A 15,738-nucleotide genomic window follows, 5' to 3' on the forward strand; every position below is an offset into this window, starting at 1 on the left:
GCTCACCCGATCAGCATGAACCGGTCAACATCCACCATCCCCATATCCGAAATCTTCAGGTGCGGGATCACCGGGAGCGGCAGGAAGGCGACCTGGAGGAAGGGCTCTTCGAGAGTCGTTCCAAGGGCATAGGCCGCCTTTCTCAGGTGATGCAGCGTGTCGCGGACTGTCTCGTAGGGTTCGAGGCTCATCAGGCCGGCGACGGGGAGCGGGATCTCGCCTGTCACCTTTCCGTCTTCGACGACGACAAAGCCGCCCTTGATGTCACCGAGCCGGTTGGCGGCGAGCGCCATGTCGTCCTCGTTGACGCCGACGACGCAGATATTGTGGCTGTCATGGCCGACGGTGGAGGCGATCGCCCCTTTCTTCAGCCCAAAACCCTGGACGAAGCCGTTGGCGTGGTTGCCGTTCTTGCCGTGGCGCTCGATGACGGCGACCTTGATGATGTCGTTTTCGAGATCGAGATCGGTCTGGTTGCCCTTGACCGGCAGGCGGTAGCGGTGGTGCTCGGTGATGATCTTGCCGGGCATGACGCCGATCACAGGCGTTTCACCTTCGGCGACAGGCACGCCGAAATGCATCGCCTGGACGGGCCGCGCCTTGACACTGTCGAGGCCGACGGGGGCGACGGGTTTGCGGGTGGCGAAGAGTTCTGCGGTGACGCGGCGGCCGGCGGAGAAGACCATTTCGGCCTTGCAGCTTTCGAGGCTGTCGATGACCACGAGATCGGCGCGCCAGCCGGGGGCGACGAGGCCCCGATCCCTCAGGCCGAAGGCGCGGGCAGCCGAGATCGAGGCGGCGCGATAGATTGCCAGCGGCTCGACGCCCGAGGCGATCGCCGTGCGGATCATGTAGTCGAGATGGCCCTGCTCGGCGATATCGAGAGGATTGCGGTCGTCGGTGCAGAGCGCCAGAAAAGGCGATAGGCGCTCGGTGATGATGGGCATCAGCGCGTGAAGGTCCTTCGACACCGATCCTTCGCGCACCAGAATGTGCATGCCCTTGCGGATCTTTTCGAGCGCTTCCTCGGCAGTGGTGCATTCGTGCTCGGTGCGGATGCCGGCCGAGAGGTAGCCGTTCAGATTGGTGCCGCGCAGCAGCGGCGCGTGGCCATCGATATGGCCGCCCTGAAAGGCTTCGAGCTTGGCGAGGCAGACCGGATCCTTGTGGATCACGCCTGGGAAATTCATGAATTCGGCAAGGCCGATGACTTTCGGATGATCGCGGAAGGGCAAGAGCTTTTCGATCGGCAGGTCGGCGCCCGCCGTCTCCAGATGCGTCGCCGGAACGCAGGAGGAGAGCTGGACGCGGATGTCCATGATCGTCTCCTGCGCAGACTCGAGGAAGAAACGGATGCCGTCTTCGCCGATGACGTTGGCAATCTCATGCGGATCGCAGATCACCGTGGTGACGCCGTAGGGCAGGACGCAGCGGTCGAATTCATGCGGGGTCACGAGCGAGGATTCGATATGGAGATGCGTGTCGATGAATCCAGGAACGACGATCTTCCCTGATATATCGATCTCGGTGGCACCCTGATAATCGGCGCAGGTGCCGACGATCCGGTCGCCGGATATCGCGATGTCGGAGGCCACGAGTTCGCCGGTCACCAGATCGAAGAACCGCCCGCCCTTGAGGACGATGTCAGCGGGCACGCGGCCGGTGCCCTGGTCGATATGGCGTTCGAGCTTGCTGGTCATGCGCGTCCCCAATTGCTTCGTGCCACCGTTATAGCCGAACTGTGTTGCACAATGCGATATGTGGCAGGCTGCGCCCCAAACGAAAACCGGGCGCACAAGGCGCCCGGCAGAAATGCGATGGCAGAGCGCCTTATTCGACCGGAACGGCCTTGCCAGCTTCCCACTTGTAGAGCTCGAAGCTCTTCGAGGAGAGGTCGCCGGTTTCGCCGTAGGTCAGCTTGCCGATAGCGGTCGGGATCGCTTCGCCGCCCTTCAGGGCTGCTGCGACGGCTTCCGCGTCTTCGGCGCTCTTGGCCTTCTCGATGCCGGCCTTGATGACTTCGACGGCGGCATAGGCGTTCAGCGTGAAGGCTTCGGCTGGGATCTTCTTGGCGGCGAGCGCTGCAGCAGCGGCCTTGGAGTCCGGGCTCTTGGTGGCGTCAGAGGCGTTGGTGAAGATCGTGCCGGCAGCGGCTTCGGTACCGATGTTCCAGAATTCGTTGTTCGACAGGCCGTCACCGCCGATGATCGTCGCCTTGACCGAGAGGTCGGCGAGCTGGCGGGCGAGCAGGCCGCCTTCCGGGTGGTAGCCGCCGAAATAGACGACGTCGACCTTTTCGGCCTTCAGGCGGGTGGTGAGTGCCGAGAAGTCCTTGTCGCCAGGCGTGACGGCGTCGTCGATGACTTCCTTGACGCCACCGGCGTTCAGGGTTGCCTTGAAGTTGTCGGTGAGACCCTTACCGTAAGCGCCCTTGTCGTTGATGATGGCGATACGCTTGTCCTTGAAATGCTTCAGGGCATATTCGGCAGCAACGCCAGCCTGCTGGTCGTCACGGCCGCAGGTGCGCAGGACGTTGGTCAGGCCGCGGTTCGTCAGATCAGGAGAAGTTGCCGTCGGGGTGACCATCAGCACGCCGTTTTCAGCCAGCACGTCGGATGCCGGGATGGCAACGCCCGAGGTGACCGGGCCAACGACGAACTTGATGCCTTCGCCGACCAGCTGGTTGGCGGCGGAAACGCCCTGCTTCGGTTCGCCGGCGTCGTCAGCGGTCTTGAGGATGACCTTCTCGCCGAGAATGCCGCCGTTCTTGTTGATCTCGTCGACAGCGGTCTGCGCGCCGTTCTTCACCTGATCGCCGTAAGCGGCAACCGGGCCGGTGAGGGGCGCGATGAGGCCGATGGTGATATCGGCATGGGCAAGCGGTGCAAAAGCCAGCGATGCGAGCATCGTCGCGCCAGTCAAAGTCTTCAGACTCATTTTCGTTCTCCTTGGGTGGGGCTTTCGCCCGCGTGACTGCCGCGACATCGGAGCCGGCGCGTACAACAACTCTTCTGAGTTGCGCCAAGACGGCGGTTCCGGTGCGGTCAATGCCCCCGGCCGGTCATCTTTGACTTCAGCGGGCGCATGGCGATTTTCTAGGAATTCTCATTTGATTTCGCAAGGAAATAACAAAATCACTGCCAAAATTGTTCTGGATTGCGCGAAACGACCGGGCTCCGGCGTCATTTTCGTAAAATTCCGGAGTTTTTCAGAGGTCATTAGCCGGCATCTACCTTGGGCTAAGTGCTCAAATCGATTTAATCCACGAGTTGCAAATAACGCCGGAAAGATACCAAGAATAGTCAGTGAATCTTTGTGCGTGAGAATATTCGTAAAATAGAACCGATTAACATTTGCATGCTATGAAGGTTGTATAAGGGTGGCCGGTCTGGAGTGTGTCTCAAGAATAAACTCGGCCCGGCAAGTCTAATCGTGCGTTGGGACTAAGCGACTGAATGCTAAAGCGCATTGAAGCCAGCCAGGTCAGGGCTGGGATGTTTATCGAGGCCGTCGAAGGGGCCTGGAACGACCCATTGCTCGGGCGTCACCGGTTTCTCGTAAGGCGGGAATCCGATGCCCAGCGGTTGCGCGGCAGCGGTGTCGCCGGGGTGGTCATCAACACAGCCAAGGGCGTCGATACCAACGGCCTGCGCTCCAATGTGCCTGCCTATGCCTCCGAAGATCCCCGTGCCGTCGAGCTACAGACCAAGGCTGCGCGCGAAACCATCCAGAAATCCGCCGAGCAGCTCGAAGATGTCTTCAGCAAGATTCAGGGCGGTGCGGGTGTCGCGATCGATGATATCGCGCCCGTCATTTCGGGACTGTCCACGTCGCTCGATGAAAACCCGGCGATCTTCCTCAGTGTCACGCGATTGAAGTCGAAGGACGAGACGACCTTCGTGCATTCGCTGTCGGTCAGCGCGCTGATGATTCATTTCTCCCGCTACCTGGATTTCGACGAGGAGACGGTTCGCGTCCTCGGTATTGCCGGTCTGCTGCACGATGTCGGCAAGGTGGAAATCCCGCACGAGATTCTCGCCAAGGAAGGCAAGCTCGACGACGAGGAAATGCAGCTGATCCGCAGCCATCCGGAACTTGGCCATGCGATCCTGAAGCGGCAGGCGGGCATGCCTGACATCGTTCTCGACGTCTGCCTCAACCACCATGAGCGGATCGACGGGCGGGGATACCCGAATATGGTTCCCGGCTCGAAGCTGAGCATCTATGCAAAGCTCGCGGCGATCTGCGACGTCTATGACGCGATCACCTCGATCCGGCCCTACAAGCAGCCCTGGTCGCCTGCCGACGCCCTGAAATGGATGCTGAGCCGAGAAGGGCATTTCGACATCAAGCTGCTGAAGCGCTTCGCGCTCTGCCTGTCAGTCGCTTCGGCGCACAAGGCCTGAGATCAAGACATGAAAGGCCCGCCGGAGATCAGTTCCGGCGGGCATTTCGTTTGGTCTCGTGACGATCAGATGTTGTTCTGAAGGATCTCGCGCAGCTTGCCGAACAGCTCGTCGATATGGTGCTTCTCGATGATCAGCGGCGGCGACAGGGCGATGATATCGCCGGTCGTGCGGATCAGCAGGCCCTTCTCATAGGCCTTCAGGAAGGCGGTGAAGGCGCGCTTGGTCGGTTCGCCGGCGATCGGGTCGAGCTCGATGGCGCCGATCAGGCCGGTGTTCCTGATGTCGATGACATTCGGACAATCCTTCAGCGAGTGCAGCGCGTCGGCCCAGTAGTCGGAAAGCTCCGCGGCGCGGGTCAGCAGGCCTTCTTCCTTATAGGTGTCGAGCGTGGCGAGTGCAGCGGCCGAAGCGATCGGGTTGCCCGAATAGGTGTAGCCGTGGAAAAACTCGATCATGTGCTCGGGGCCGCTCATGAAGGCGTCGTGGATCTCCGAGGTGACAAAGACCGCGCCCATCGGGATGACGCCATTGGTCAAGCCCTTGGCGGTGGTGATCATGTCGGGCATGACGTCGTAATACTGGGCGGCGAACGGAGCGCCGAGGCGGCCGAAACCAGTGATGACTTCGTCGAAGATCAGCAAGATGCCGTGCTTGGTGCAGATCTCGCGCAGCTTCTGCAGATAGCCCTTCGGCGGGATCAGCACGCCGGTGGAGCCGGCGACCGGCTCGACGATGACGGCGGCGATGGTCGAGGCGTCGTGCAGGGTGACGATACGCTCGAGTTCGGTTGCGATATCACCGCCATGTTCAGGCTCGCCGCGTGTAAAGTTGTTCTTGCCGGGCTGGTGGGTGTGCGGCATGTGATCGACGCCGGTCAGAAGCGTGCCGAACATCTTGCGGTTGGAGACGATGCCGCCGACCGAGATGCCGCCGAAATTGACGCCGTGATAGCCGCGCTCGCGGCCGATGAGGCGGAAGCGCGAGCCGTTGCCTTTTACCCGGTGATAGGCCAGCGCCACCTTGAGCGCGGTCTCGACCGATTCAGAGCCGGAGTTGGTGTAGAGAACGTGGTTCATGCCTTCAGGGGCGATATCGACCAGGCGGTTCGCCAGTTCGAAGGCCTTGGGGTGGCCGAGCTGGAAGGCCGGGGCGTAATCGAGTTCGCCCGCCTGTTCGCGGATCGCCTCGGTGATCTTCGGGCGGCAGTGGCCGGCATTGACGCACCAGAGACCGGCGGTGCCATCGAGCACCTGACGGCCATCATGGGTGGTGTAGTACATGTCCTTGGCGCCGACGAACATGCGCGGCTCCTTCTTGAACTGCCGGTTCGCCGTAAACGGCATCCAGAAGGCGCGAAGGTCGTTGGGGGTGTTGAGGCGATTGGACATGCTGTTCTCCTGGCCGCGAGGCCCGTTCCCCGGGCTTAAGCCCGTATTTTTACCGTCCGGTCAAACTATCAGCGCGGAATCGGGCGTCAAGAGACCTAAAGCGCACGAAACCAGAGTTTACCGCTCATTGCTATGCGCTTTGCCGCCGCATTGAAATACCGCCAGAACGGTATCCGGCCGAAACGAAAAAGACCGGCAAATCGAGCGATCTGCCGGTCAAGAAGTAGGGTTGACGTGCTGAAATACTGCGTCCGGTCCATTCCGGAATTATTCCATTGGCGGACCGGTTCTTGGCTGACGTGATGTCAGCGTTGACTTTAGGCCGCGGAACGGCTCCGGTTCTGAACAGCGTAAATGTCTTCGAGCGTTGCCAGGATTTTCATCACAGGCTCGGAATTGCTCGAGTAATAAATGGTCTGCGCATCGCGGCGGGTCCGGACCAGCTTCTGGGCGCGAAGCTTGGAGAGATGCTGCGACAGGGCAGACTGGCTAAGGCCAACCTGCGTCGCGAGGACGCCGACGGGAACTTCACCCTTCACGAGGCTCACGAGGATGAGCAGGCGCTTGGGGTTTGCCATTGCTGACAGAAGCGCGGCCGCCACATTAGCGTGATCTGACAAGTCAGTATTTTCCATTATTCCAATCTTCCTAATGCGAATTTTTTCCGTATAGGCACAGGGCGTTAGACGGGGTTTGGCGGACGCCCGAAAAGTAGCAATTGGGCATGAAGATTGTATATACCTAAATTTCGGGTATCGAGTATGCTATTTTAGATATGTGTGGAATAATTTCCCCGGGTTTTGTGACAGGCTCTTCGAATTCACAACGTGACAAGTTATCGCCCGAAATCACGTCAAAACCAGCACTATCCAGGCCACAAACCCTCAAAGTCCCGTCAGTTGTCCCCTTGAAACGGGTTTCAAGTGCCCTAAGCACCTCTGGGTGGTTGTCTACTAAATCTCGCACTATGGCATCGGCTTCAGCCGCCACCGCATCGTTGGCGGGGGAGAGAATCGCAAGGTCCGAACCCTCCAGGAGATAGGCCCGGCCGAAGCCTCCGTTGAGGCTGGCGGACTGCGGCAGCAAGCGGAAAAACCGGAAATCCGGGAAGTCGATATAGAGCTTGGCCTTGGTATGCCGGTTCAGGAAACGGCCGCGGATGCGCTCGTGAAGCGGGCTGCCGCGCTCCACCGGTTCGGCGATGCATTGCGTCGTCAGGCGCGGGTAGGCGAGCGGATCGCCCTTGCCGGGCTCGCCCGTTAGCAGCGAGGCGCGGGGATCGGCTTCCAGCGCCTTGGTATGGGTGGAGAGCGCCGAGACGAGGACGACGGGCGTGCCGTCTATATCGGTGCCGAGCAGCACGCGGCTGGCAAAGGGAAAGCCGGTCGCCGGATCGAGTACGGCGAGGCCGGCATAGCGGGCCGAACGGAGCAGGGTGCGGGCGAGCGTCCGGGCCTGCCCGTCCGTCTCCCGCAATACGGAAGCTTGATCTTTCATGTCCACTTTTCTGTCGGAAGTGGACGGAAGGATCAAGCCTGTTCTTTGCGCCGGTGGCGGGTGAGGCCGCTGACGATGTCCTGCGCCGAAATCGTGCCGACGATCGTGCCGTTGTCGACGACGCCGATGCTGCCCGGCTGGCGGGACAGGGCATCGAGGATATCGACGAGCGGCGTTGCGGGCTTGGCCGTCGCGGTGACGGTGGCGCCCACGGCAGACTGGCCGAGACCGGGCTGCATGACGTCCTGCGCGGTCAGCATGTTGATCGGGTTCATGTTCTGCACGAAGTCCGCGACATACTGGTCGGCCGGGTTCTTGACGATTTCCTGCGGGGTGCCGCACTGGATGATGCGCCCGCCTTCCATGATGGCAATGCGATTGCCGATGCGGAAGGCCTCGTCCAGATCGTGGCTGACGAACAGGATGGTCTTCTTGAGACGGCGCTGGAATTCCAGGAGTTCGTCCTGCAGGCGGGTGCGGATTAGCGGATCGAGGGCGGAGAACGGCTCGTCCATCAGGAGGATCGGCGCGCCCGTTGCGAAGGCGCGGGCGAGGCCGACGCGCTGCTGCATGCCGCCCGAGAGTTCGTTGACCTTGCGGTTTGCCCACTTTGTCAGGTTGACAAGTTCGAGCTGCTCATCGACGCGCTTCTTGCGCTCGGCGTCGGCCATGCCGGCGAGTTCCAGACCGAAGCCGACATTGTCGGCAACCGTGCGCCATGGCAGCAGCGCGAACTGCTGGAAGACCATGGAGACGGTGTGCATGCGCAGATCGCGCAGCGCCTTGGCGCTGCATTTATAGGGATCGACGGGGCCGGTGGCTGTGGAGACCGTGACCGAGCCGCGCACGACGGGCGCCAGCCCATTGACGGCGCGCAGGAGGGTGGACTTGCCGGAGCCGGAGAGGCCCATGAGGACGAGGATTTCGCCTTCCTCGACGGTGATCGAGGCATCGGCGACGCCGAGCACGAGGCCGGTCGATGCGCCGATCTCGTCGCGGGTCTTGCCTTGATCGACCATCGAGAGGGCGGCTTCCGGCTTGTCGCCGAAGATGATGCTGACATTGTCGAAACGAACGGAGGTCATACGCCGTCTCCTTCACCTGCAGTGCGGAACATGCGGTCGAGGATGATCGCCAGGATGACGATACAGAGACCGGCTTCAAAGCCCTTGGCGACGTTGACGGTGTTCAGCGCGCGAACGACGGGGACGCCGAGACCATCGGCGCCGACGAGGGCGGCGATGACCACCATCGACAGCGACAGCATGATGGTCTGGGTCAGACCCGCCATGATCTGCGGCGTGGCGAAGGGAAGTTCCACCTTGCGCAGCACCTGCATCGGCGTCGCGCCGAAGGATTCGGCGGCTTCAACCAGCGAGGGCGGCGTGGAGATGATGCCGAGGCGCGTCAGGCGGATCGGGGCGGGAATGGCGAAGATCACCGTAGCGATCAGGCCCGGCACCATGCCGAGGCCGAAGAGGATCAGGGCCGGGATCAGATAGACGAAGGTCGGGATCGTCTGCATCAGATCGAGGATCGGGCGCAGCACCGAGTAGACCCAGGCGCGCCGCGCTGCGGCGATGCCGAGCGGGATGCCGACCAGCATGGAGACGAAGGTGGAGGCGAGCACGAGCGCCAGCGTTTCCGTCGTCTCTTTCCAGTAACCCTGGTTGGTGATCAGCAGCAGCCCAAGACAGGTAAAGACCGCAACGACGACCGACCGGCGTATCCAGTAGGCAATGCCGGTGATGGCGGCGATGACGATCAATGGATGCGGCGCCTGCAGCACGAACAGCATGCCGTCGATGACATGCGACAGGATGAAGGCCAGCTGGTTGAAGAACCAGTCGGCATTGGTCGTCAGCCAGTCAACGAACAACTTGGCCCAAGAGCCGATCGGAATTTTAGCGTCAGTGATCCAGTCCAAGGGGCGTGCCTATCCAAAAAAGATCAAGAATTCGGGATGAAATGGAGGCGGGACGGCAAGGCCGCCCCGCGCACGTCATCGTCAGAGGCCAAGGCTCTTCTTGACGGCGGGCAGGCCATCGGCACTGCCATCGCGCGTCTTGACGCCTGCGAGCCACGGATCGAGCGCCGACGGGTTGGCCTTCAGCCATTCCGCAGCAGCCTTTTCCGGCTCTTCGCCGTCATTCATGATCTTGCCCATGATCTGGTTTTCCATCTCGAGCGAGAAGGTCATGTTCTTGATCAGGGTACCGGTGTTCGGGCATTCACCGAAATAGCCGGCACGAACGTTGGTGAACACCTTGGCGCCGCCGAAATCAGGACCGAAGACGTCGTCGCCGCCGGTCAGGTAGGTCAGCTTGAAGTTGGTGTTCATCGGGTGCGGTTCCCAGCCGAGGAAGACGACCGGCTTGCCGGCCTTCTCGGCGCGGGCGACCTGCGCCAGCATGCCCTGTTCGGAGGATTCGACGACCTCAAGGCCCTTCATGCCGAAGGTGTTCTTGTCGATCATGTCGATGACCAGGCGATTGCCGTCGTTACCTGGCTCGATGCCATAGATCTTGCCGTCCAGGTCATCCTTGTGGGCAGCGATGTCCTTGAAGTCCTTGATGCCGAGTTCGGCGCCCTTGGCGTTGGTCGCGAGCGTATATTTCGCGCCGACGAGGTTTGGACCGTAGGATTCGACCGACTTGTCGTCGAGGAAGGGACGGACGTCCTTTTCCTGGGTCGGCATCCAGTTGCCGAGGAACACGTCGATGTCCTTGTTCTTCAGCGACTGATAGGTGACCGGCACCGACAGAACCGTGGTCTTCGGCTCATAGCCAAGGCCCTTCAGCACGACGGTCGCGGTTGCGGTGGTTGCGGTGATGTCAGTCCATCCGACGTCGGAAAAACGCACGGCGGTGCAGCTTTCAGGATCTGCTGCGAATGCGGCCGTGGCAATGGAAAGAGCTGCAACGGCAGTTGCGGTAAGCAGTTTGGATGCGCTTGTCGTTCTCATTTATAGACTCCCAGTCTTATCGTCCCCAAGCCAACCATCAATAGCTGACATTTACAAGCGACCACAGTGCGTTTGCGGCGGTTTGGCATACTCGATTGCGACGTCGCGCAATTTTCCGTGATGGCCTGAAAAGCAAGGATTCCGGCGGGATTCGCGCGTGGATTTCCTGTGGTTATCAGCTCTGCGCTCTTCTCATCGGCGATTCGAGCCGTCAAAAGCGAGGAACGGAGAAAAACATGGCGAAACTCTACTTCAATTACTCGACGATGAACGCCGGCAAGACGACGATGCTGCTGCAGGCCTCCTACAATTACCAGGAGCGCGGCATGCGCACGGTGATGCTGATCGCCGCCTTCGACGAGCGCACCGGAAAGGGCATCATCGGCTCGCGGATCGGCCTGGAAGCCAAGGCCATTCCCTTCGAGGCGGAGACCGATCTTCTGGCGCTGGTGACACGGCTTGCCGGTGAGGGAGAGCCGATCGCCTGCGTCTTCGTCGACGAGGCGCATTTCATGACGCGCGAGCATGTCTGGCAGCTCGCCCGCATCGTCGACCGGCTCGGTATCCCGATCATGGTCTATGGCTTGCGCACCGACTTCCAGGGAAAGCTGTTTCCGGCCTCCGAGGAGCTGCTCGCCATTTCTGACGAGATGCGCGAAGTGCGCACCATCTGCCACTGCGGCCGCAAGGCGACAATGGTGGTGCGGCTCGACGGCGAGGGGAAGGTGCTGCACGAGGGCGCGCAGATCGATGTCGGCGGCAACGAGAAATATGTTTCGCTCTGCCGCAGGCACTGGGACGACGAAATGAACGGCCCCTTCGTGGCCGAGGCCGTCTGAAAAGGCGGATTTTCATCCCGTCTCCGACCGGTTAGCTTGAGGCCAACGATTCCCAGGAGAAGCGGGTGCGCAAGGCTCCATCATTCGAAATTCTCATGGAAACGGCAAGCGCGCTGGCGGAAGAGCTGCGCGCCGAAGCTGGCGATTGCGCCGCCTTCATTGGTAGCTTTGCTCGCAACGAGGCGCAGTCCAGCGACGAGACGTTTCTGGACGAGAACCAGCGTTTCCAGGCCGCAGGCCAGAAGCGCGAGGCGCTTGATGCCGCGCTTGGCGAGCTCGCCGGTGAACTCGACCGGTTGTCTGAAGACGTCTCCGCCGATCTCGACAGTTTTCGCGGACTGACGCGCCGCGAGCGGATTACTGGGTGGTTCTCGCGCCAGCGGATGTGGAGATTGCACAGCCAGCGCGTCAGCGAGGCACCTGTCGTCGAGCGGCTGCTTGATCTTTTCGCCAAGAGTGATGCGCTTGCAGGCCTTGTAACCCAGCACCGCGGCTTTGCCGGCGAGTGCCACAAGACGGCCGAAGGCGGTGTCGTCGATATCATCGAGCACCGCCGCCGCCTCGTCGATGCGATCGATATCGCGCGGATGCGGATGAAGGAGCTGAACGCCAAGGCGCTGACGACGCAGGGGCGCATCGGCGTCTATGGCGGCAGAACGGAGTGGGAGCGGCTCGAGGAAGAGCGCCGCGCGCTGAAAGGCGAGGCTGACCGCATTTCCAGCGAGGAGCAGGTGATGCGCGACGAGAGCCAGCGGCGCGAGCGCTTCATCACCATGTTCCAGAGTTTCGTCGATGCGCTGAACAGCCAGATCGCGCTCTGCAACGTGCTGACCCGGAAGCTGATGGTCGATACGGAAGAGCGGCTGGTGCTCTACCGTGCCCAGGTCGATACCGACCGGCCGGGTGCCAAGGCGAAGATCAGCCAGACGATTTTTCCGAACATCGCCGCACCGATCTCGCTTTTCGAGCGGGGCATGCTGGTGCCGCAGGATATCGAGCAGCGCAAGAGCGCCGCAAGCATCGCCTTCGAGAAGAAGTTTTCCGCGTTTGTGCCTGTGATCAGCATGGAGCACGACAGGCCGCTGATCGACCTGACCAAGCGGCTGCCGCGTCTGAGATTGCGGTTCGGGCGCTCCTAGCCGGCATCAGCGCCGGACCTCCGGTCTTTGCAAGAACCGGCCAAGCCGCTATGCCTCGACCGGGGAATTCCGCGACACGCATGGTAGGGCCAAACGATGGAAACGATTGAAACGATAGGCAACTCCAATCCGGTCCTGCCGGAAGGCTATTCTCTTGTCCCAAAGGGCAAGCTTGCCAACGCCGTCACCTGCCTGGAAATGCGGGAGAAGCCGGAAGTCGTCGCAGCCGCCGAACGCTCAGACCTTTCCCTTGCGCGCATGACCGTCCCCGATCTCGATACCTACCGGCAGCTTTTCCGGGCAATCGGCGAGGAATGGATGTGGGTTTCACGGCTGGTGATCAGCGACGGCGAACTGGCCGCTATCCTCCGCGATCCCAGGGTAGAGATCTACGTGCTGTCATCGGGCGGCAAGCCTGCCGGGATGATCGAACTCGATTTCCGGGAGCCGGGCGCCTGCGAACTGGTGTTTTTCGGCGTCACCAAGGAGACGATCGGCACCGGCGCCGGGCGCTATCTGATGAACCATGCGCTTTCCATCGCCTGGGCGCATCCGATCGAAAGGCTGTGGCTCCATACCTGCCATTTCGACCATCCGAATGCGCTCTCGTTTTACCGGCGCTCGGGCTTTTCGCCCTATGCCCTATTGATCGAGGTCGCCGACGATCCGCGGGTGACCGGCATCTTGCCGCGGACCGCCGCGCCGCATGTTCCGATCCTGGAATAGCGGTCACGGCAGCGCGAAAATCTTCACCTCTCTGGAAATGCCGTGCAGCTCCTCCATGCGGGAGACCGAGGTGATGCCGCTGTCGCGCAGGATTTCGCAGACCCGTTCGTTTCCGACAATCGCTTCGGTCGTCAGGATCACGTGAGGATCGGCAAGGTTCTGGACGCGAGAGGCGATGTTGACGGTCTGGCCGAAGTAATCCTGCCGGTCGTTGAGGCTGACGGCGAGGCAGGGGCCTTCGTGGATGCCGATCTTGAGCAGCAGATCTTCGCTACCGCGTTCGGTATTCAGGCGGAGCATCGCTTCGCGCATTCGCAGGGCTGCGGTGACGGCGCGGTCGGGGCTCGGGAAGGTCGCCATTACTGCGTCGCCGATGGTCTTGACGACCGCGCCTGCCTCGGTGGCGACGATTTCGTGAAGCACCCGGAAATGAGCGCGCACCAGATCGAAGGCGGCGAGATCGCCGACACGCTCGTAAAGCGCCGTCGAGCCTCTGAGGTCGGTGAACAGGAATGTCAGGCTGGTGATCCTCAGGCGCTGGTCGACGTCGAGCGTATCGGTCCGGTAGATATCCCTGAAACTCTGGTTGGTCAGCAGACGCTTGGCGGTCAGGAATGGCCGCCTGCGGCCGAGGATATCGTGCAGGTCGTCGCCGGCGATGCAGACATTTGGCAGCACGCGGCGGTCGGTGTGGTTTTCCAGCGTCAGCCGCAGCAGACCGGGGCGCAGGGTCTCGGTCTCGTTCGGCGTATGGCTGCGGCTGATGACCATCGACAGGTTCTGGCGCTCGCCGGTTGGCTCGCCCTGGACGTCGATGAACTGCGCCGAATGCGTCACGGCATCGAAGATGATGATGAATTGCGGTGGCAGCTGCACCGAGACGAAGGCCTTTTCACCGGGATCCAGCTCAATCATCTCCAGGAGGATGCGACCGAACCGGTCTTCGAGATCGTCGGGAAGGTCGACGCCGGTGCTGAAAAACACCTGGCGGTAATATTCGAGCGCCGGCAGCCGGTCGGGCTCGTGGGCGGCGATCCTGCGCACCCGTGGACTGACGGTGAAGGTGACCTCGACCATCTCGTCGAGGGTCGGCTCGTAACCGGCGGCGCAGAGCGCGCAATGATAGCTCTCGCGATCGACCGCCTTGAGCGTGGTGCCGCTGTCGAGGACGCCGCCGCAGCCGGGGCAGAGCACATTCCAGGTCATTTCGAAGGCGCCGATCCGGGCCGCATGCAGAAAGCCCGCGATCGTCTTCTCTTCGTCGAGATCATGCACCTTGGCGAAGGCGAGCGCGTTGATGCGGTTGAGATCGCGATCCGAGCCGTTCCTGACCGCATTCTCGATGCAGTCGGCTGTCTGCTGGCCGGCCGCATGTCTCAGGGTGGCGAACAGCACGTCGACTTCGCTCATCACACAACCTCCCGGCAGGCGGGCCCACGGCGGACGGCGCCAAGCGCGGCATTGTACCATGAGGATTTGCTCATAGAAATCCGAGCCGCCGGAGCCGCCGCCCACAGGGTGGCGCTTCGGTGCGCGCGGCAAAAATCTCGTGCTCTTGTTGTGCTCGCTTCGGCAAGCACTTATGTGGATGAGGAAATTCTGCGCAAGGGGAGATGGCAATGCTCGACCGGATTACCGGTTTCTTCAGGTCTATCGGAAGCGCCATCGGCCGCTGGTTCGGCGTTCTGGCTGCCGGCATCCTCTGGCCGTTCATGGCCGCACATGGCTGGTATCAGCGGCGCAGCTGGATGATCCGTTTACCTGTCATCGCCGTCGTCGCGCTGTTTGCGGTGCTCTACGGCTATTTCTTCTGGCAAACGCAGGTCTGGTCGGGCTTCAATCCGAACTTCGTCGATCAGTACCGCTTCTCGGAGCGCAAGGTCGCTGCCGGCCAGGAAATTCCGGTTGCTGATACCGGCACAGCTTCGGCGGCGTCGCCGGCGCCTGCCAAGACCTGCCAGCGTTCTGCGATCGTCGATGTCACCGCCGATCTGATCGATTCCAACGTCAACCAGAATGCCTGGATCTCCTCCATGCTGCTCTATCGCATGGGCTTCTTCGGCGTCGACTGGGATCACACGCCGTTCCTCGACAACAAAGCCTCCTTCCAGCGCGGCATCAATCAGGCGGTTCGCCGCACGTCGGCCGAACTCGTCGATACGCTGGGGCGCGTTCGCGGTACTTCAGGGATCAACGGCGACCTGCAGAGCGCCCGCGGCAATCTTCAATATGACGAGTACAGCTGGTATTTCGGCATGAACCCGTTTGGCCCGAAGACGCCGACGCCGAGCTACTACCGCTCGGCGATCGAGAGCCTGCGGAAGTTCAACACCGATCTTGCGAACTGCAATGCCGTGTTCGACGGCCGCGCCGACAACCTGCTGCAGTTCATCGATCGCATCGCCAACGATCTCGGCGGCACATCCGACATTCTGGCGGAGCGTTCGGAGAACCACAATTTCGGCTGGTTCGACACCCGGGCGGACGACCGCTTCTGGTTCGCCTATGGCCAGCTGTATGGCTATTACGCGATCCTGACGGCTGCCCGATCCGACTTTTCGCAGGTGGTAGCCGAGCGCAATCTCGGGGCGCTGTTCAGCGGCACCACCAAGCAGTTCCAGGCGGCGCTGCGCATCCAGCCGGCGATCATTTCCAATGGACGCGAAGACGGCTGGATCATGCCGAGCCACCTGGCGACGATGGGCTTCTATATGCTGAGGGTGCGCTCGAATATCGTCGAGATGCGCGCGGTGCTCGGCCGCTGATGCGGCCGGC

General features: G+C 61.5%; 14 protein-coding genes. 5 read left to right on the forward strand and 9 right to left on the reverse strand.

Translation table 11 applies throughout. From position 1 onward, the window contains the following. Window positions 1-2 precede the first annotated feature (2 nt). Both ade and AC1DJO_RS00355 read right to left on the reverse strand, forming a co-directional pair. Window positions 3-1,700, reverse strand: a complete 1,698-nt coding sequence (gene ade / locus AC1DJO_RS00350) for an adenine deaminase (RefSeq protein ID WP_477968367.1) — start codon at window positions 1,698-1,700, stop codon at window positions 3-5. Between the two features lie 130 nt (window positions 1,701-1,830). Further along, window positions 1,831-2,937 (reverse strand): branched-chain amino acid ABC transporter substrate-binding protein, encoded by a 1,107-nt coding sequence (locus tag AC1DJO_RS00355; RefSeq protein ID WP_112515680.1) that lies wholly within the window; start codon window positions 2,935-2,937, stop codon window positions 1,831-1,833. A gap of 518 nt (window positions 2,938-3,455) precedes the next feature. Between AC1DJO_RS00355 and AC1DJO_RS00360 the strand changes: the two genes are divergently transcribed. Beyond that, a complete protein-coding gene (locus AC1DJO_RS00360; RefSeq protein ID WP_477940379.1) occupies window positions 3,456-4,406 on the forward strand; it encodes an HD-GYP domain-containing protein in 951 nt (316 codons plus the stop codon). Window positions 4,407-4,471: 65 nt separating this feature from the next. Here AC1DJO_RS00360 and aptA read toward each other — a convergent pair whose 3' ends face one another. From aptA to AC1DJO_RS00390, 6 genes are all read right to left on the reverse strand, one after another. Next, window positions 4,472-5,797: an omega-aminotransferase AptA gene (gene aptA, locus AC1DJO_RS00365; protein WP_112386187.1), complete on the reverse strand. Its 1,326-nt coding sequence runs from the start codon at window positions 5,795-5,797 to the stop codon at window positions 4,472-4,474. Window positions 5,798-6,114: 317 nt separating this feature from the next. Next, window positions 6,115-6,432: an ArsR/SmtB family transcription factor gene (locus tag AC1DJO_RS00370; protein WP_112386188.1), complete on the reverse strand. Its 318-nt coding sequence runs from the start codon at window positions 6,430-6,432 to the stop codon at window positions 6,115-6,117. 106 nt (window positions 6,433-6,538) lie between these two features. Beyond that, a complete protein-coding gene (locus tag AC1DJO_RS00375) occupies window positions 6,539-7,294 on the reverse strand; it encodes a HugZ family pyridoxamine 5'-phosphate oxidase (RefSeq protein WP_477969193.1) in 756 nt (251 codons plus the stop codon). 32 nt (window positions 7,295-7,326) lie between these two features. Beyond that, window positions 7,327-8,379, reverse strand: coding sequence for a choline ABC transporter ATP-binding protein (choV, locus tag AC1DJO_RS00380; protein WP_112386190.1), 1,053 nt, complete (start codon window positions 8,377-8,379; stop codon window positions 7,327-7,329). Beyond that, window positions 8,376-9,221 (reverse strand): choline ABC transporter permease subunit, encoded by an 846-nt coding sequence (gene choW, locus AC1DJO_RS00385; RefSeq protein ID WP_112386191.1) that lies wholly within the window; start codon window positions 9,219-9,221, stop codon window positions 8,376-8,378. The genes choV and choW overlap by 4 nt, the downstream gene beginning before the upstream one ends. Window positions 9,222-9,302: 81 nt before the next feature. Next, window positions 9,303-10,259 (reverse strand): choline ABC transporter substrate-binding protein, encoded by a 957-nt coding sequence (locus tag AC1DJO_RS00390; protein ID WP_112515686.1) that lies wholly within the window; start codon window positions 10,257-10,259, stop codon window positions 9,303-9,305. Between the two features lie 236 nt (window positions 10,260-10,495). Between AC1DJO_RS00390 and AC1DJO_RS00395 the strand changes: the two genes are divergently transcribed. From AC1DJO_RS00395 to AC1DJO_RS00405, 3 genes are all read left to right on the forward strand, one after another. Further along, window positions 10,496-11,098 (forward strand): thymidine kinase, encoded by a 603-nt coding sequence (locus AC1DJO_RS00395; protein WP_112515688.1) that lies wholly within the window; start codon window positions 10,496-10,498, stop codon window positions 11,096-11,098. A gap of 65 nt (window positions 11,099-11,163) precedes the next feature. Beyond that, a complete protein-coding gene (locus AC1DJO_RS00400) occupies window positions 11,164-12,237 on the forward strand; it encodes a hypothetical protein (RefSeq protein ID WP_112386194.1) in 1,074 nt (357 codons plus the stop codon). A 96-nt stretch (window positions 12,238-12,333) separates the two neighbouring features. Beyond that, the gene (locus tag AC1DJO_RS00405; RefSeq protein WP_477940374.1) at window positions 12,334-12,963 is read left to right on the forward strand and encodes a GNAT family N-acetyltransferase; all 630 of its coding nucleotides are present in this window, start codon (window positions 12,334-12,336) and stop codon (window positions 12,961-12,963) included. Between the two features lie 3 nt (window positions 12,964-12,966). On the opposite strand, the gene AC1DJO_RS00410 is transcribed toward AC1DJO_RS00405, so the two are convergent. Then, entirely contained in the window at window positions 12,967-14,373 is a 1,407-nt protein-coding gene (locus AC1DJO_RS00410; protein WP_477968369.1) for a DUF5939 domain-containing protein, read from the reverse strand. A 209-nt stretch (window positions 14,374-14,582) separates the two neighbouring features. On the opposite strand from AC1DJO_RS00410, the gene AC1DJO_RS00415 reads away from it, so the two are divergent. Next, window positions 14,583-15,728, forward strand: a complete 1,146-nt coding sequence (locus AC1DJO_RS00415; RefSeq protein ID WP_112537907.1) for a DUF2333 family protein — start codon at window positions 14,583-14,585, stop codon at window positions 15,726-15,728. Window positions 15,729-15,738: the final 10 nt, after the last annotated feature.

Source organism: Rhizobium sp. 05N430 (genome assembly GCF_056396985.1).